Origin of the sequence: Legionella beliardensis, from assembly GCF_900452395.1 — a bacterium.
Classification (GTDB): Bacteria; Pseudomonadota; Gammaproteobacteria; order Legionellales; family Legionellaceae; genus Legionella_C; species Legionella_C beliardensis.
Genome location: NZ_UGNV01000001.1, coordinates 2,944,882 through 2,962,745, shown reverse-complemented (window position 1 = coordinate 2,962,745; position 17,864 = coordinate 2,944,882). Strand labels below are relative to the sequence as shown.

The following is a 17,864-nucleotide window of genomic DNA, read 5'->3' as shown; positions in this document are numbered from 1 at the left end:
GGTCAATAATAATTAGGAGAAAGATATGTCTAGCGTAATGAGTAAACCCACTATTATTGGAGGTAATTTCAAACCGATGTCGCCCCAATTTAGAAGTGTTGTTTTACCGCCTATTTTAATAATAGTGTTGGCTACCTTAGGTAATTATTTTTATCAAAAATACATTTATTCTATTGTTGATAAAACTGATTTACCTACACTTAATATTATTGAGCAATTTACTTATTATTTTTCTTTAGCTTTAAGCTTTTACTGGTTGTTTACCAGAGTAATAAATAAGGTTACTCATTATCTATTGTCTACATCGTTATTAACGGCACATCAGACAATACGTATTTTATTACCTTTCTTTTCGAGTGTATTAAAAACGATTGTCTTCTTAATTGTATTTAATGCGTTAGTTCCTTATTTAGGACTACCTAGTCAATTTTCATATTTTTTAGAAAAATTGAGTAGTAGTTTGATTATCGGCGCTATTTCTTGGATTTTATTTAAATTAATCCATATTGCTGAGCAATTACTGTTACAGCATTATACAAGTAAATCTGAAAATGATGTTTTAGCTAGAAAAGTATTTACCCAAACGTTGATTTTAAAACGAATTGCCATGGCAATCATTGCTATCCTAACAGCTGGTGCTATTTTAATGTTATTTGATAATGTGCGAGCGTTAGGTGCGAGCGTTTTAACTACAGCTGGGGTAATTGGTTTAGTCTTAACATTTACGGCGCAACGTTCTTTAGCTAGCATATTTTCAGGATTAGAAATTGCCTTAACACAACCTATTAAGATAGGCGATGCGGTAGTAATTGAAAATGAATTTGGTGTTATCGAAGAAATCAATTTTCGTAATGTCATTATTAAATTATGGGATTGGCGACGTTTAGTTGTGCCAACTAATTACTTTTTAGAGCATCCTTTTCAGAACTGGAGTCGTGAGGAAACTAATAACTTAATTGGTACGGTTTATTTGTATGTAGACTTTACTTTGCCTATTGATAAACTGCGCGATGAATTAAAGCGAGTTTTACAAATTTCATCTCTTTGGGATGGGAAAGTATGTAGCATTCAAGTCAGTGAGTTACAAGATAGGGTGATGGAGCTACGTGTTTTATCAAGTGCTCGCACCCCTGGGGAGGCTTGGGATTTACGTTGTGAAGTTAGAGAAAAATTAGTTGATTTTATTGTTAAGAATTACCCAACTAGTTTGCCTGTTTCTCGTACTACTCAAATTGGTGAGAAAAAAATTACAGCGTAATATGGACGCGACACAAAGGCCCTGAAATAAGCGCTGTTGTGTCGCTATTTATTGAATTGATGCTGCATAGATACCTAGTTTAAAAATTGGTTTTATTTGGATAATTTTTTTATAGTATCGTCTAAATCCTCTACATCGCCCGAATAGTGGTAATATACTCTTTTTTGGCTACAATCTATAATACATAATGGTTCTTTAGGCTGATTATCTAACTGTTTAAAAACCCAATAAAGCCCGATTTCGTGGTCCTTTTGTACTAGCTGTAAAAGATCGAGCATTTTATTTTTCTCAATTTCAGCATAAGTACATACTAAACCTGCAGCATCACTTTTTATTTTATAAGCAAAATGTTTTTCTTTCATAGCCAATCCCTACATGCCTGATGTAATCAAATCCATTAATTTAAATAGTTAGATTTAGGTCAGTGTTAAGTTAATAACGCGCCCTATAACTTAATTATACGTGGTATTTTAAAGTTAGGTTAAATAATTAACTAAGAATTAATGACAGAGATTTAAGTAGAAATTTAAATGAACTATTCTAAAAGAAAAGTCAGTTAGAGTTTTACCCTAACTGACTTTTAATTATTTTAAAGAAACTTATTGTTGTTTACTGCTGCTATTGTTATTAAATAAATGCTTTAGTGCGAAGTCTTTTCCAATACATTCACCTATAGAATGACCCCATTTTCCTGCGCTTTCTTGGTTAATGGTAGCAGGAATTTGCGAGTAAAGTTCTTTTTCACATTTATCAACGCTTGCTGGTATTAAAGTAACACATTTATCATAGTTAATGTTAACTTCTGTTAAGCGTTTGCTAAGGGTGTCATCTTGTAAAAAGCCTTTACAAATAAGATCAGGTACAGCAGCTCTTAATTTGCCTAACCACTCATCTTTGGTTAACTCCTGAGATGAAGTAGAGCGCGTATCTTGACTTTGTGAACCGCTTGTTGATGGTGAGCTAGAGGTAGAACTTGGGCTAGTAGACGTTGTCGAACTACCACTAGTAGTATCACTTGCAGCAGCTGCCATAAGAAAAGATGAGAAAAGAACGCTACTTAATCCTAAGGCTGAATTTAGCATGTATTTTTTTAACATAATGATAGTCCCTTTCATGAGTGTTATCCTATTACAAGAATAGTCTTAAATTTTGAGATTGCATAATTATTTCTTATTCTTTGTTTTTCATAGCATAATTATCAATTAATCGAACGCTGCCAATAGTGACTGCAACGAAGCGCCGATTATCATGCTCTACTAAGTATTCGACATTTATCTTGTTTTCCTTTAGCTCTTGTAGCAAATCATCACAATTTTTATCTTGATGAAAAATCATCGCAAAGCGTTCAGCTAACTGCCGTTCATTTAACGTTAAGCGATTATTGCGGGAACTATAGGCTAATTGGCTCGTTTCCCGAATGGTGGGACAAACATTAATCGTAACAGGCATAAAAAAAGCATTAACCATATCCCGAATTAAACAATATTGTTGATAATCTTTCTCACCAAAATAAGCTTGCTTAGGTCTCACTATATTTAAAAGTTTCATCACGACCGTGAGAACACCATCAAAGTGGCCAGGGCGACTTGTTCCTTCCATGACCTGAGACAAGTTATTCTCGGTAATTTTATAGCGATAGCCATCTAGATACATGGCTTGTTCAGTAGGAAGTAGGCAGTAGTCAACGCCAATTTTTTGTAATAATTCTAAATCAGCCTCTAAGGTACGTGGATAATGAGTGTAATCGTCAGGTCGGTTAAATTGAGTTGGGTTAATAAAGAGACTAACAACGGTTAAATCATTTTCCTGACGACTTCGTTCCATTAAAGAAGCATGGCCTGCATGTAAGTTGCCCATAGTTGGCACAAAACCAAGCGTTAAATGAGGAGAAATAGTTGCTCTAAAGCTCAGCCACTCGCATAAGTCATTAAAAATTTGCATCGTCTAAGTATCCAATCAAATCATTGAGCTATCCCATTTTAGAAGATAGCTCTATAGAAAACTAAGTTTTAATAGGCGTATATGTCATTGGGAAATTTAACGTGTTGAATGTCCTCTACATAGTGATTAATAGCTGTTAACACCGTGCTTTTCACATCAGCAAACTGCTTGACAAATTTAGGTACAAAGTCTTGTTGTAATCCTAACATGTCATGCCAAACTAAAACTTGCCCATCTGTTACAGCACCAGCACCTATGCCTATCGTTGGAATGCCTAAGCTATCCGTGATTTTTTTTGCTAAATGTTGCGGAATACATTCAAGAACTAATGCAGAGCAGCCTGCATTTTCTAGATTTTTTGCTTGTTGCACTAAGTGTATAGCCTGATCTTCATTCTTTCCTTGAACCTTGTAACCACCATATTGATGAATTGATTGCGGCATAAGTCCAATGTGGCCAAGAATAGGAATCCCAGCAGTCACTAAATAGGCAATCGTTCGACAGGTGTCATCATCCCCGCCTTCAATTTTGATTGCTTGTGCGCCTGCTTGTATTAACTTTCTAACATGAGCTACGGTTTCGGTTTGTGATCCACGATGGCAAAGAAAAGGTAAATCACTAATTACCAATTGCTGCGTTATCCCGCGAGCAACAGCCGCAGTGTGTAAAACCATCATCTCTATTGTTGCCATAACGGTGCTGTTATGGCCATGAACAACCATGGCGACACTATCGCCTACTAAAACACAGTCTAGATTAGACTCAGCAATAATTTTAGCGGAAGGGTAATCATAACAAGTAAGCATGGATATTTTTTGTCCTGCTTGCTTTTTCTTAATGAAATCAGTAATTTTCATTTATTTCACTCCTAAAGACATAAGCGAAATAAAATGAAGATAGGGATAATAATATTGGTACCTGTCTCATCGATCAAGTCCTCCAAGAAAAGTTAATAAGCAACCTTTTGCTTTTGAAGCATAGCGGTTTAAGTCGCTGCGAGTTCGTCAGCGCAAATTAAGTTTAAAGGACGCGCAACAAATTGCAAGATAGGTTATTATTAATACTTTAATTTAAAACGTGTAAAAGAATTTATGTTGCCTATAGAGAATTTAAATAACCCAGGTGAGCATGCTTTTTTCTTTCAAGGCAAAGCTGGCCCTCTGGAAGCTATATTAACTTTACCTGCCCAAATAAATACAGATTACGTAGCAATATTAGGCCATCCGCATTCGCTGCAAGGTGGCACAATGAATAATAAAGTCGTAACGACGATGGCGCGTGCTTTTAAAGAATTGGAAATACCATCCGTGCGATTTAATTTTCGTGGCGTAGGCCAGTCAGTGGGGCAGTATGATGCGGGTATAGGTGAAAGTGAGGATATGTTAGTTTTAAGTAAGCTTTGGCAACAGCATCATCCCAATACTCAGCTTATATTTTCTGGTTTTTCTTTTGGTTCTTTTGTTGCTTATCGCGCGGCCGCGCAAAGTGAGGCAAAATTATTAGTCACTATTGCACCACCTTTTCATCATTATAATTATTTAGAATTTACGGCCCCAAAGCCTTGGTATATTTTGCAAGGCGATGAGGATGACATTTCCCCATTGGCTATGGTTTTAGATTTTGCTGACCAAGCTAATCCTAAAATCCCTGTTATTCGCTTTGCTGATACCGGCCATTTCTTTCATGGAAATTTATTATTATTAAAATCTAAACTTATGGATATTGTTCAGGCCCAGGTGTTAGGGGCATGAGCTTAATTGCCAACTATGATGCCACGATTGCTAGTGGCGATATTCAAGATAATCCGCTACAGAGGCAAGTTTTATTTCATTTAGACAGGCTTATTAACGATTTTGCATTGCAGAAAAAAAGTTGGTTTAATTGGCTTAAGCGCGATTCTTTTCTTGGTGTTTATATTTATGGCCCTGTAGGTGTTGGTAAAACATTCCTTATGGATCTTTTTTTTGAATCAATTCCTGTAGAAAAGAAGCTGCGTTTTCATTTTCATCATTTTATGCAGCAAATAGATACGCAATTGCGACAATTGCAAGGCATACCCAATCCCTTACAGCGCATTGCCAATGATATTGCAAAAAAAGCGCAGCTGCTTTGTTTTGATGAGTTTATGGTTGATGATGTGGCTTATGCCATGATTTTAGCAGAGCTTATGCAAGCATTATTTGCTAGAAAGGTAATCTTAGTGGCTACGTCAAATGTAGCCCCTGATGGTTTATATCGTAATGGGGTTCAACGTGCCCGCTTTCTTCCAGCGATTGCAGCCATTAAGAAGCATTGCGAGGTAGTGCATCTAGGGGATAACAGAGATTATCGTCTAGGCCGAGAACTTAATTTGGAAACGTATATTTCTCCTTTAGGAGAAGCAGCGAACAATTTATTAAGTAAACAGTTTGATTTTTTAGCACCAAATGCACAAACTTATGGCATAGTAACGATACAAAAGCGAGAGATTCCTTATATTAAGTTAGGCAATCGCACTATTTGGTTTGATTTTAAAGTGATTTGTAATTTACCTCGTAGTCAGTTGGATTACTTAGAGATTGCTGAACGTTTTGATACCGTTTTTGTAAGCGATATTCCAAAATTAGGGGAACAAGACACGGTATTTGCTATCTTACTTATTCACTTTATTGATGTGATGTATGATCAAGGTATACGTTTAATTGCTTCAGCCGCAGTTCCCATTGATGAACTTTATACCCAAGGTGAAATGAGCCAAGCATTTAAAAGAACACAAAGTCGTCTCCATGAAATGCAATCCATTGATTATATAAAGCGTCATCCAAGGCGGGCCATGTCTTATTTGTCTTCAATATAAAAGCTAGTTCATAACATGTGTATGAAATCTAGATTAAAAAGAGCAGCCTTATCTAGAACCAATCATTATCTATTAGATTCCAGGCACATTAACTACTATTTACTCATAATGAGAATGATTATCGCTATCATTTGTGCTAGAATAAAGCCAGAAATTTCAATTTTCCTAAACTTAGCTAAAAAATAATGAAAAAAATGCGTATAACTGATTTAGTTAAAGGTGACCGCGTACGTCTTATTGACTTTGGTAACACCAAATTAGTCTATCGCCAGCGCCTATTATCGCTTGGTGTGACTCGAGGCGTTGAGATAGAAATAATTAGAGCAGCGCCACTTGGCTGCCCACTCCAGATTGATATACGAGGAACTTCAATTACTTTGCGCAAAGAAGAGGCTGCTGAATTAGAATGGGAGCCTATATGACCCATGTTTTATTAATAGGAAATCCTAATTGTGGTAAGACAACATTATTTAATGCACTAACGGGTGATAATCAGAAAGTAGGTAATTGGCCTGGGGTTACTGTTGAAAAAAAGACAGGAGCCTTTACGCTTACGAATCAATCAATAAGTATTACTGATTTACCAGGTATTTACTCTTTAAATTCATCATGTGTGGCAAGTCAGGATGAACAAATTGCTGCTAACGCCATAGTGACGGTACCTGCTGATGTCATCATCAATGTCGTAGATGCTTGCCATTTAGAACGTCATTTATATTTAACCAGCCAATTATTAGAATTAGGCAAGCCTGTTATTTTGGCACTTAATATGATTGATATTGCCAAACAACGTGGTATTGCCATTGATATAACGTGTTTAGCGCAACAATTGCAGTGTCCAGTAATTGCTATTCAAGCACACAAGAAAGTAGGCCTTAACGAATTACAGCAAGCCATTCTTCATACAGCAAAGACACCGGGTCCTCTTGATTTACAATTTCCTTCAGACTTACAAAAACGACTTAACAGTCTTAAACAAGATTTAATTAGAATAAGGCAATTACCAGCCACGTTAGCCCAATATTATGCTATGCGCAGTCTAGAGGGTGATAATTTTTTAATAGCGACGCACGTAGGAGAAGATAGCGTTCAATTAATTAAAAAAAATTCCGATGATGATATTTTGTTGGCCGATGCACGCTACCAAAAAATTCATCAGATAATAAGCTTAGTACAGAAAAAGCATAGCGATGCCAGTGAGCATTTTACAGCTAAATTAGATCGCGTCCTATTACATCGTTATTTGGCATTGCCAATCTTTTTTGCGGTTATGTATTTAATGTTTTTATTTGCAATTAACATAGGCGGTGCTTTGCAAGATTTTTTTGATATCACATCTAATGCTTTGTTTGTGCAAGGGCCAAAGTATTTGCTAGAAGCGATGCATACGCCACCGTGGTTAATTGCGTTACTTGCTTATGGTGTTGGTGTAGGAATTACAACGACATTGACATTTATTCCTGTGATTGCGGCGATGTTTTTTTTCTTAGCGTTACTGGAAGTATCAGGTTACATGGCGCGTGCTGCTTTTGTCGTTGATAAAATCATGCGCCTACTCGGTCTACCTGGTAAAGCATTTGTACCGATGATAGTTGGTTTTGGGTGTAATGTGCCAGCAATTATGGCTGCAAGAACACTAGATTCAGATAGAGAGCGCCTGCTAACTATCGTAATGAGTCCTTTTATGTCTTGCAGCGCTCGTTTAGCGATTTACTCTGTCTTTGTTGCTGCGTTTTTCCCATATGGTGGGCAAAATATCGTTTTCTGCCTTTATATGATAGGCATTTTGATGGCTGTTACTACAGGTTTTATTCTACGCAAAACAACATTACGCGGCTATTCTTCACCTTTAATTCTTGAGTTACCTGCCTACCATAGGCCAACTTTAGGGCGCTTATTAAAAGAAATGTCTTTGCGTTTGCGTTATTTTATAACCCGGGCTGGACGTTTAATTATTCCTGTTTGTGTCATTTTAAGTGGTTTAAATGCTTTGACTATTGATGGCGGTTTTAGTGCTGCTGAGGCAAGCACGCAATCCATGTTATCTCTATTGGGGCAGTGGCTTACACCTTTATTTTCACCTATGGGTATTGAAGCTAATAATTGGCCTGCGACTGTTGGCTTATTAACCGGCATGTTAGCGAAAGAAGTAGTCATTGGCTCTTTAAATTCTTTGTACGCGCAACTAAGTCATCTAGGTCACTATCAAGCTGCTGGTGCTTTTAATTTATGGCAGTCATTGCACGATGCATTGTGGTCTATTCCGCAAAATTTATCCGAATTAGGTCATGCATTGATAAATCCAATTTTAGCAAGTGCGCCTGATAATGAGGTTTCGCAATCTGTTTATGGGGAAATGAGCCGTCGTTTTGATGGCCAGGCTGGCGCATTTGCTTATCTATTATTTGTTTTACTTTACATACCTTGTGTTTCTACTATGGCTGCCATTAGGCAGGAAGCTAGTCGTAAGTTAATGTGGTTTTCGGTTAGTTGGTCATTTCTAATTGCTTATGCGTCTGCTGTTATTTTTTATCAGATTGCACGGTTTAATTTGCACCCTTTGCAGTCACTCGTTTGGATTATACTTATGTTAATAAGTATTGGGCTATTTATAATTGGTCTTCGCTATCGCGCTCTTCATTTAGGAACTAAGCATGCTCTTACAAATTCTTAATTATTTACGTCGCGAAAAAGTAGCTAGTAACCAGCAATTAGCGCGAGAATTTGATTTAGATTTACTAGCATTAGAACCTATGCTAGAGGTATGGGTAAAACGGGGGATTGTTGCTTGTTGTCAAGAAGAGCTAAGATGTCAGCGAGGTTGCCTTAAAAGTTGTCGTAAGCAGCCTTTGGTGTATTATAAAATAATTAATTAACTTAGGATTTTTTTACAAAAAAACTACTTAATCTAGGTAATTTACACTTTTTTTTCTATTAATAAGTCATTAAACCCCATGCTTGGCTGCTAATTTTAGGCTAAGATACAATTAAGGTTAAAACAGGTAGTGATAATGGCTGTCGATATAGACATCACTGATCCGGAATATGCACAACAAATCGAAGAGCTTAGGCAAAAAATCGTAGTTGATAATTTCGATGATCCTATTGTGCTAATTGAGCGAATTTATCAGCTGTGGTGGCATTGGGCTGATTTTGAGCTTTTTGTTATTAATCCTACCATTGATCCCATTTCCCCTCCTTTGATCATTAATCCTGAGCCTTTAGGAAATGGTGAATATGAATTTGTTTATCCTATTATAGATAGAGGTAACCGCTTAAGCACGTCTAAAGCACAGGATATGTTTACTGCTGGCATGTCTATGTGTAAGTTATATTTTACTATTGAAAAAATGATTTACTTGTTAATAGAGCGTTTAAAATCAGGTGGGGTTAGTTCTGAAACAGAAGTGCAAGTTGCTTTCGGTGGGCATGAAAAAGCGCAACGTAAGGCATTCGAGTCAATTATTAATTTAAACTATAATGTGGTTGTGACTAATTTTGATCCTGGTGCTTGGGGCGAACGCTACTTGAAAGTTATTAAAACAATAGCTGATAAAGGGTATGGTTACCCACCCGAATCTCCCCGACAACCTTACCAACAGCATACAAGCTCTGGACCTAAATCTTCACGTTAACAGGATTTCAATTTAAATAAATTAGCCTAATACTTGTCCACTTGCCGAGAAAGTATTGAGGCTTTTTAAAACGAATGATTCCATACCCAATTGCCAGTGGTATTAGGATTAGCCAATAACATAGTTTATAAATGGTTAAAGGGCCATAAGTAGAAATAACTTGTAAGCGCCATGTCTTTAACCCTACCGTTTGGCCGCTTAGCCTAAGACAAATAAAATAATAGGTAAAAATAGTTAACAGCAATAATATTTGATACCATCTACTTCCTGGTGGAATGGAGGTTTGCTGACTGGCAATCATACAAAGAGCAGTTGTTAACATGAGTAAGGCCAGTATGATAAATAAATCATATATAGTGGCTAAAGCAAATCTAAATAACATAAAATGTCCTTAGCTATTTCTCTTTGCACATATACTTTGCGCTAAAAAAACAGAATGGTATACTTTCAATTCTTGCTATGCCCATGAGGCCCAAGCATCAACGATTCGTTTTAAAATAATGCAATTAGCCTAATTTATGATGTTTGATGTAAAATGCTCACCAGACTAGCAGTTATTAATAGTTTGTTACGGTAATTAAACGCTGTGGCTTACAGTTACGTAAGCGATAAGTATTATTTTTAAAAACTAGATTAAAAATACTTATAAGTAGATTTTCTATATCATAATTAGATATGAATTGACAATTTTGTTTGTTATTAAAAAGGATACATTAAAAAGTGAATAAAAAAAGACCGGTAAATCTTGATTTAACTACAATAAAATTTCCTCCTATGGCTATTGCATCCATTCTGCATCGCGTTTCTGGATTAGCGCTATTTCTTCTTTTCCCAATTATTCTTTACTACCTTGATTTGTCCCTAGGGTCAGCAAATTCATTTATTAATGTGCGCCATATCCTATCAGGCATTACTGCAAAATTAATACTTTGGGCATTTGGGGCTGCTTTAATTTACCACTTATTGGCAGGGATTCGGCATTTAATGATGGATGCAGGCTATGGTGAGCACTTAAGTGCAGGGCGCCAGAGTGCTATTGCAGTCATTGTAGCTTCAATTATTTTAACTCTACTTCTAGGATTTTGGCTATGGTAAGTAATGTCACCAGTTTAACAGGAAACGGCTTAAAAGATTGGCTAATTCAGCGAGCTACAGCCATTTATTTTGGGCTTTACTGTCTTTTTATCTTCGGTTTTTTGTTTGCGCATCCACAATTGCAATTTGGGCAGTGGCATGCATTATTTCATAATATTTTTTTTAAAGCCGCAACAGTCATGGCATTAGTAGCTTTATCTTTACATACGTGGATTGGTGTGTGGACAGTGACGACTGATTACGTTAAATCTACTGCTGTGCGGTTGTTCTTGCAAATGGTTGTTCTAGTTTGGCTTAGTGCCCAATTTATTTGGGGTTTATTGATTGTATGGGGGCAATAATATGAGTATGCCAATTGCAAGGAATAAATTTGATGCTGTGATTATTGGGGCAGGTGGCGCAGGTATGCGTGCTGCATTGCAGCTTGCAAATTCCGGTTTAAAAGTCGCGCTATTGTCTAAAGTTTTTCCGACACGTTCGCACACCGTTTCTGCACAAGGTGGTATTACATCTGCATTAGGAAATGCTCACCCAGATGACTGGCGTTGGCATATGTATGATACCGTAAAAGGTGCAGACTACATTGGCGATCAGGATTGTATTGAATATTTATGTAAAACGGGTCCTGAAGCGGTTTATGAATTAGAGCATATGGGATTGCCTTTTTCACGCATGGATGATGGTAGAATCTATCAACGCCAGTTTGGTGGTCAGTCAAAGAATTTTGGTGGCGAGCAAGCTGCACGAACCTGTGCTGCTGCAGATAGAACGGGACATGCTTTATTACATACGTTATATCAACAAAACTTAAAAGCAAAAACGCATGTTTTTAGTGAATGGTATGCGCTTGATTTCGTAAAAGATGCGCATGGGCGTATTGCTGGTGTGACTGCTTTATCGATTGAAACGGGCGAAATTGTTTTTTATCAGACTCGCGTATGTATTTTAGCAACAGGTGGTGCTGGCCGTATTTATCAATCTACCACGAATGCTTATATTAATACAGGCGATGGTTTCGGCATGGCATTGCGCGCAGGCATTCCACTCCAAGACATGGAAATGTGGCAGTTTCACCCTACAGGCATAGCTGGGGCAGGAACGCTCGTTACTGAAGGTTGCCGTGGGGAAGGTGGTTACCTGATTAACAAGGATGGCGAGCGTTTTATGGAGCGTTATGCGCCTCGCGTAAAAGATTTAGCATCGCGAGACGTTGTTGCTCGTTCGATGGCGTTAGAAATTCGTGCTGGTAGAGGATTTGATCCTACAGGCGTTGATCACGTGAAATTAAAGCTTGATCATTTAGGGGCTGATTTAATTATGTCGCGGCTACCTGGTATTCGCGAATTGTCTTTAAAGTTTGCGGGCGTTGATCCCATTGTTGAACCAATACCCGTAGTTCCTACTTGTCATTATAGTATGGGCGGTATTCCTACTAATATACATGGGCAAGTATTAACGCACCAAAATGGTGACGATCAAATTGTGGAAGGGTTATATGCTGTAGGTGAATGTGCTTGTGTCTCAGTGCATGGTGCTAATCGTTTAGGCGGTAACTCTCTCTTAGATTTAGTTGTATTTGGGCGAGCTGCAGGTCTTCATGTTGAAGAATTATGGCTTGCCAATGAGCTTCCTGAGATGGCTTATGTCTCTGATGATGATTTGATGCCAGCACTAGCTCGGTATCTTCGTTGGGAAAGCTCAACCGATGGTGAGAGTCCTGCTGAAATTCGAGATGCCATGCAGCGTGTGATGCAAGAAGATTTTGGCGTTTTCCGTACTGGAAAAGTGATGGAAGAAGGCTTGCATCGATTACAATCGCTTCGTGAACGTCTAAAGCATGCTAAACTAAGTGACAAAAGCCAAATTTTTAATACTGAACGTATTGCTGCTTTAGAATTAGATAATTTAATGGCTACAGCTTATGCTACGGCCCACTCAGCACTTGCTCGCACAGAAAGCCGAGGTGCTCACAGTCGGGAAGATTTCCCTAAGCGAGATGACGCTAACTGGATAAAGCACACGCTTTATTTTGAAGAGGGTGAGCAGGTTGATTATCGACCTGTTAACACAACACCTAGATATGTCGAGCCATTGGCGCCCAAAGAACGCGTCTATTAAGAGGATATGTTATGGCTGATAATAGAAAATTGACCTTATCCATTTATCGTTATAACCCTGAAGCTGAAGGCAATGAAAAACCTTACATGCAGGATTATGTGATAGAAATTCCAGCAAAAAGTGATCCAATGCTATTGACTTTGCTTGAAAAAATTAAAGCAGAGCAAGATGTTACTTTAGCCTATAGGCGCTCTTGCCGAGAAGGTGTTTGTGGCTCTGACGGTATGAATATTAATGGTACCAATGGGCTGGCTTGTATTACTTCGCTCTCCCAACTTAACACCGATAAGATAGTGATCAGGCCTTTACCTGGTTTTCCTGTCATTCGCGATTTGGTTGTTGATATGACGCAATTCTATCAACAATATGAACGGATTGAGCCTTACTTGCAAAATGATGGTGTGGCGCCAGCACGTGAACGGCTCCAATCACCTGCAGAGCGTTCGTTACTGGATGGTTTATATGAGTGTATCTTATGCGCTTGTTGTACCAGCTCTTGTCCCTCCTATTGGTGGAATCCAGATAAATTCGTTGGTCCCGCTGGACTTTTACAAGCTCGTCGCTTTTTAGCAGATAGCCGTGATACTGCTACTATACATCGGTTGGATAAATTAAAAGATCCATTCAGTGTATTTCGTTGTCGTACAATTATGAATTGTGCAAATGTTTGCCCGAAGGGACTCAATCCGGCGCAAGCGATTAGTAATATTCGCCTGCAGATGTTGAATCAGGAAACCTAATATAATTTTTCTGGTTTGCTGCCATGTCCAGCAAACCCCTTGGGAGAAAAATATGAGTAGTAATCTGCAAAAACAATGGGCTTCTTCTTATTTGTCAGGCGGCAATATGGCCTATGTCGATGCTTTGTATGAAGACTTTTTAGCAGATCCTAATTCTGTCCCTACTGATTGGCGCTTAGCTTTTGAAGCGCTACCTAAAGTAGACTCAATAAAAAAAGAAATTTCACATCGTGATATACGCAATTATTTTTTAGAAAATGCAAATAAAAGAGTTGTTAATCAAGTAAGTGCGCCTTCTGCAGATAGCAAGCAGTTTCAAGTTGCTCATTTAATTAATGCCTATCGTTCTTATGGGCACCATGTCGCTAAACTTGACCCACTTGGTATGACTGAGCGGGTACAAGTCCCAAGCCTTGAGTTAAGTTATCATAACTTATCCCAGGACGATTTAAATCATCATTTTTTTGCTGGAAATTATTTTCAAGCAAAGGATATGTCGCTTAAAGAGATTTTAGAGGCATTAAGAGATACTTATTGTGGCAGCATAGGTATCGAATACATGCATATTTCCAATGTAGAAGAAACCCAATGGTTGCAGCAAAAGTTAGAAACTGCCCGAGGTCGGCCTAATTTTGATACAGCAAAGAAAAAAGAAATACTTAATGATTTAATTGCTGCAGATGGTTTAGAGCGTTATTTAGGTACTCGCTATGTAGGACAAAAGCGCTTTTCATTAGAAGGCGGAGATGCTTTTATTCCCATGATGAAAGAAATTATTCGTCAAGGTGGCCAACAACAAGTAAAAGAAATTATTATTGGCATGGCGCATCGGGGCCGCTTAAATGTTTTAGTTAATGTTTTAGGGAAAGCACCTGACCAACTTTTCCAAGAATTTGAAGGCAAAATTGTTTCAGAAAGAACAGGCGATGTAAAATACCACTTGGGCTTTTCTTCGGATATTCGTACAGAAAGTGGCGATATTGTGCATTTAGCCCTAGCTTTTAATCCTTCTCACTTAGAAATTATAGGTCCTGTGGTTGAGGGCTCTGCAAGGATACGCCTTGAGCGCCGTGATGACTTAGCACAGAAAAATACGGTGGTTCCCGTGGTTATCCATGGGGACGCTGCTTTTGCAGGTCAGGGTGTGGTCATGGAAACATTTAACTTCTCCCAGGCTCGCGGCTACTCAACTGGAGGAACTGTCCACATCGTCATCAACAACCAAATTGGTTTTACAACCAGTAATCCCTTAGATGCACGCTCAACCCTTTATTGTACTGATGTTGCTAAAATGGTTCAGGCTCCTGTTATACACGTTAATGGTGATGATCCAGAGGCAGTTGTGTTTGCAACTCAAATCGCATTTGATTTTCGTATGAAATTTAAACGGGATGTGGTCATTGATTTAGTTTGTTACCGACGTCATGGTCATAATGAAGCAGATGAGCCTTCTATTACACAGCCTACAATGTATAAGAAGATTAAAAGTATGCGCCCATTGCGAGAAACGTATGCTGAGCATTTGATTAAAGATGGTTTAATTACGAAAGAAAAAGTTGATGAGCTCATCGAAAACTATCGCAATACCTTAGATAAGGGACAGCCTGTTGTTAATACTGTTCATGACAATTACGAAGGCAAAATATCAATTGATTGGTCACCTTATCTCCATGCTAAATGGACAGATAAAGTAGACACAACCATTAGTGAAGAGACATTAAATCAACTCTCTCAAATACTACATAATTTACCCAAAGGTTTTGAAGTACACCCTGTAGTTAAGAAATTACTGAATGAGCGGGAAAAAATGACAACTGGTGATGTGCAAATGAACTGGGGTTATGCGGAAACCATGGCTTATGCTAGCCTTTTACACGAAGGTTATTGTGTTAGATTATCAGGACAAGATTCAGGTCGGGGAACTTTTGCGCATCGTCATGCCGTTTTACATGATATTCAGACCGGTGAAGTGAATATTCCTTTAGAAAGAACGGTTAATAACTCAGATACGCACTTTGTTGTCATCGATTCTGTTTTATCAGAAGAAGCAGTTCTTGCATTTGAATATGGTTATGCTGCGTCTGCGCCAAATTCCTTAGTAATTTGGGAAGCGCAATTTGGTGATTTTGCTAATGGTGCGCAAGTTGTTGTCGATCAGTTTATCAGTTCAGGCGAGCAGAAATGGGGGCGTTTATGCGGCTTAGTTATGTTTCTACCTCATGGTTATGAAGGGCAGGGGCCAGAGCATTCGTCTGCACGTTTAGAACGTTATATGCAATTATGCGCTCAACATAACATTCAAGTGTGTACACCAACAACGCCTGCTCAAATTTTTCATATGCTGCGCCGACAGGTTTTACGTAAATTCCGTAAGCCTTTAATTGTGATGACACCAAAAAGTTTACTTCGTCATAAGTTAGCGGTTTCGCCAGTAATCGATCTGACACAGGGTAAATTCCACAATGTTATCCCTGAAATTGATGATATAGATCCAATGAAAGTGACAAGAGTCGTATTATGCTGTGGAAAAGTATATTATGATCTTTTACAAAAACGCCGTGATGATCAATTAAACCATGTTGCTATTGTGCGTATAGAACAATTATATCCATTTCCTAAAAAGTCATTGGTTAATATATTAGCCAAGTACTCTTTGGCAAAAGATATTGTTTGGTGTCAGGAAGAGCCACAAAATCAAGGTGTGTGGTTTGCATCACAACATAATATTAAAGATTGTTTACAAATTGATCAGCATTTGCGTTATGCTGGCCGAGGTTTTGCGGCAGCTCCTGCAGTTGGTAGTCCAGTTTTACATGCTGAGCAGCAGCAAGAGTTAGTAAACCAAGCATTAGCAGATTAACTGTCTAAACTATATAATCGAAAAAGGTCTAACCATGTCTATTGAAGTTAAAGTACCTAATTTGCCAGAGTCGGTTGCTGATGCAACCATTGCCACATGGCATAAAAAAATTGGCGATAAAGTGAGCCGAGATGAAAATCTTCTTGATTTAGAAACGGATAAAGTTGTCTTGGAAGTTCCTGCTCCAGCAGATGGCGTTCTTAAGGAAATTCTGTTTAAAGAAGGGGATACTGTTACATCAGGCGAGCTTCTAGCGCGTATTGAGGAAGGTGCAAGCGCTGATGCAAAAGCACAACCTACTCCTAGCGCGGATACGCAAAAAACAGAAGAGCAATCTAGTTCGGATGAAAAAGTTGCCGGCCCTGCGGTACGTAGACTTTTATCTGAAAATAATTTACAGGCAGCAGAGGTACCAAGTTCTAGCAAAGATGGACGACTAACTAAAGAAGATGTGGAGGCATTTATTGCTGCCAATCGCGAAAAATCTAAATCTGAACCAACATCTCAACCTAAGGCTCAAGCAGCTGCTAAAAGCACTAATGTTGCCAGAGAACAAAGCACAACTGCGGGTGATCGTGAAGAACGTCGCGTTCCTATGACCAGATTACGCGCTAAAATTGCCGAGCGCTTAGTTCAGGCACAGCACAATGCTGCTATGTTAACTACGTTTAATGAAGTTAATCTTAAAGCGGTTATGGATTTACGTGCTCAATATAAAGATTCCTTTGAGAAAAAGCATGGTGTTCGTTTAGGGTTCATGTCTTTCTTTACTAAAGCGGTCGTTGAAGCATTAAAGCGTTTTCCTGCCGTTAATGCATCGATAGATGGTCAAGATATTGTTTATCACGGTTATTATGACATTGGGGTTGCTGTTTCTACCGAAAGAGGCCTTGTGGTACCAGTGATAAGAAATGCTGATCAATTATCCATGGCAGAGATTGAGCAAGTCATCATTGATACAGCAACTCGAGCGCGCCAAGGTAAATTAGCGATGGAAGAAATGCAAGGTGGGACGTTTACCATTACTAATGGTGGCGTTTTTGGTTCTTTATTAGCAACCCCTATCATTAATCCGCCGCAGACTGGTATTTTAGGTATGCATAAAATCGAAGACAGGCCTATTGTTGAAAAAGGCGAAATTGTAATTCGCCCCATGATGTATATCGCTTTATCTTACGATCATCGTTTAATAGATGGTAGAGAATCAGTTCAGTTTCTTGTCAATGTCAAAGAGTTGTTAGAAGATCCTACTCGTTTATTGCTGGATGTTTAATAAAAACGATATGCCTATGTTTGATCAAACATAGGCATGTCTTGGTTTTTACCCAATCATTGCTAACTAAGTGCTAGCTTTAGACACCTATGTCCGTATCCTTAAATC

The 17,864-nt window shown here is 38.3% G+C and carries 18 protein-coding genes; 13 read left to right on the top strand and 5 right to left on the bottom strand.

Annotated features, from left to right (window positions below; all coding sequences use genetic code 11):
* Positions 1 to 25 precede the first annotated feature (25 nt).
* Positions 26 to 1,258 carry a mechanosensitive ion channel family protein gene (locus tag DYE47_RS13070; RefSeq protein WP_115303781.1) on the top strand — a complete coding sequence of 411 codons (1,233 nt, stop codon included), beginning with the start codon at positions 26 to 28 and terminating at the stop codon, positions 1,256 to 1,258.
* A gap of 92 nt (positions 1,259 to 1,350) precedes the next feature.
* On the opposite strand, the gene DYE47_RS13065 is transcribed toward DYE47_RS13070, so the two are convergent.
* The 4 genes from DYE47_RS13065 to panB all read right to left on the bottom strand — a co-directional run bounded on the left by DYE47_RS13065 (position 1,351) and on the right by panB (position 4,056).
* Positions 1,351 to 1,620, bottom strand: coding sequence for a hypothetical protein (locus tag DYE47_RS13065; RefSeq protein WP_115303780.1), 270 nt, complete (start codon positions 1,618 to 1,620; stop codon positions 1,351 to 1,353).
* 237 nt (positions 1,621 to 1,857) lie between these two features.
* Positions 1,858 to 2,373, bottom strand: coding sequence for a hypothetical protein (locus tag DYE47_RS13060; protein ID WP_115303779.1), 516 nt, complete (start codon positions 2,371 to 2,373; stop codon positions 1,858 to 1,860).
* Between the two features lie 55 nt (positions 2,374 to 2,428).
* The gene (gene panC / locus DYE47_RS13055; protein ID WP_115303778.1) at positions 2,429 to 3,199 is read right to left on the bottom strand and encodes a pantoate--beta-alanine ligase; all 771 of its coding nucleotides are present in this window, start codon (positions 3,197 to 3,199) and stop codon (positions 2,429 to 2,431) included.
* A 68-nt stretch (positions 3,200 to 3,267) separates the two neighbouring features.
* Positions 3,268 to 4,056 carry a 3-methyl-2-oxobutanoate hydroxymethyltransferase gene (panB, locus tag DYE47_RS13050; RefSeq protein WP_115303777.1) on the bottom strand — a complete coding sequence of 263 codons (789 nt, stop codon included), beginning with the start codon at positions 4,054 to 4,056 and terminating at the stop codon, positions 3,268 to 3,270.
* A 234-nt stretch (positions 4,057 to 4,290) separates the two neighbouring features.
* Between panB and DYE47_RS13045 the strand changes: the two genes are divergently transcribed.
* The 6 genes from DYE47_RS13045 (at position 4,291) to DYE47_RS13020 (ending at position 9,670) form a co-directional block, all read left to right on the top strand.
* Positions 4,291 to 4,950: an alpha/beta hydrolase gene (locus DYE47_RS13045; RefSeq protein WP_115303776.1), complete on the top strand. Its 660-nt coding sequence runs from the start codon at positions 4,291 to 4,293 to the stop codon at positions 4,948 to 4,950.
* Positions 4,947 to 6,035: a cell division protein ZapE gene (gene zapE / locus DYE47_RS13040; protein ID WP_115303775.1), complete on the top strand. Its 1,089-nt coding sequence runs from the start codon at positions 4,947 to 4,949 to the stop codon at positions 6,033 to 6,035. Before DYE47_RS13045 ends, zapE begins: the two co-directional genes overlap by 4 nt.
* A gap of 194 nt (positions 6,036 to 6,229) precedes the next feature.
* Positions 6,230 to 6,457, top strand: coding sequence for a FeoA family protein (locus DYE47_RS13035; RefSeq protein WP_115304095.1), 228 nt, complete (start codon positions 6,230 to 6,232; stop codon positions 6,455 to 6,457).
* Positions 6,454 to 8,709 carry a Fe(2+) transporter permease subunit FeoB gene (feoB, locus tag DYE47_RS13030; protein ID WP_115303774.1) on the top strand — a complete coding sequence of 752 codons (2,256 nt, stop codon included), beginning with the start codon at positions 6,454 to 6,456 and terminating at the stop codon, positions 8,707 to 8,709. Before DYE47_RS13035 ends, feoB begins: the two co-directional genes overlap by 4 nt.
* Positions 8,690 to 8,911 carry a FeoC-like transcriptional regulator gene (locus tag DYE47_RS13025; RefSeq protein WP_115303773.1) on the top strand — a complete coding sequence of 74 codons (222 nt, stop codon included), beginning with the start codon at positions 8,690 to 8,692 and terminating at the stop codon, positions 8,909 to 8,911. Before feoB ends, DYE47_RS13025 begins: the two co-directional genes overlap by 20 nt.
* Positions 8,912 to 9,046: 135 nt before the next feature.
* Positions 9,047 to 9,670 (top strand): virulence factor, encoded by a 624-nt coding sequence (locus DYE47_RS13020; RefSeq protein ID WP_115303772.1) that lies wholly within the window; start codon positions 9,047 to 9,049, stop codon positions 9,668 to 9,670.
* A gap of 7 nt (positions 9,671 to 9,677) precedes the next feature.
* On the opposite strand, the gene DYE47_RS13015 is transcribed toward DYE47_RS13020, so the two are convergent.
* The gene (locus DYE47_RS13015; RefSeq protein ID WP_115303771.1) at positions 9,678 to 10,052 is read right to left on the bottom strand and encodes an RDD family protein; all 375 of its coding nucleotides are present in this window, start codon (positions 10,050 to 10,052) and stop codon (positions 9,678 to 9,680) included.
* 338 nt (positions 10,053 to 10,390) lie between these two features.
* On the opposite strand from DYE47_RS13015, the gene sdhC reads away from it, so the two are divergent.
* Genes sdhC through odhB form a run of 6 tightly spaced genes read left to right on the top strand, consistent with a single transcriptional unit; the run spans position 10,391 to position 17,756 of the window.
* The gene (gene sdhC / locus DYE47_RS13010; protein ID WP_115303770.1) at positions 10,391 to 10,765 is read left to right on the top strand and encodes a succinate dehydrogenase, cytochrome b556 subunit; all 375 of its coding nucleotides are present in this window, start codon (positions 10,391 to 10,393) and stop codon (positions 10,763 to 10,765) included.
* A complete protein-coding gene (gene sdhD / locus DYE47_RS13005; RefSeq protein ID WP_115303769.1) occupies positions 10,759 to 11,106 on the top strand; it encodes a succinate dehydrogenase, hydrophobic membrane anchor protein in 348 nt (115 codons plus the stop codon). Before sdhC ends, sdhD begins: the two co-directional genes overlap by 7 nt.
* 7 nt (positions 11,107 to 11,113) lie before the next feature.
* The gene (gene sdhA / locus DYE47_RS13000; protein WP_115304094.1) at positions 11,114 to 12,883 is read left to right on the top strand and encodes a succinate dehydrogenase flavoprotein subunit; all 1,770 of its coding nucleotides are present in this window, start codon (positions 11,114 to 11,116) and stop codon (positions 12,881 to 12,883) included.
* 11 nt (positions 12,884 to 12,894) lie between these two features.
* Positions 12,895 to 13,623: a succinate dehydrogenase iron-sulfur subunit gene (locus DYE47_RS12995; RefSeq protein ID WP_115303768.1), complete on the top strand. Its 729-nt coding sequence runs from the start codon at positions 12,895 to 12,897 to the stop codon at positions 13,621 to 13,623.
* A gap of 52 nt (positions 13,624 to 13,675) precedes the next feature.
* Positions 13,676 to 16,483: a 2-oxoglutarate dehydrogenase E1 component gene (locus DYE47_RS12990; protein WP_115303767.1), complete on the top strand. Its 2,808-nt coding sequence runs from the start codon at positions 13,676 to 13,678 to the stop codon at positions 16,481 to 16,483.
* 34 nt (positions 16,484 to 16,517) lie between these two features.
* Positions 16,518 to 17,756: a 2-oxoglutarate dehydrogenase complex dihydrolipoyllysine-residue succinyltransferase gene (odhB, locus tag DYE47_RS12985; RefSeq protein ID WP_115303766.1), complete on the top strand. Its 1,239-nt coding sequence runs from the start codon at positions 16,518 to 16,520 to the stop codon at positions 17,754 to 17,756.
* Positions 17,757 to 17,864 lie beyond the last annotated feature (108 nt).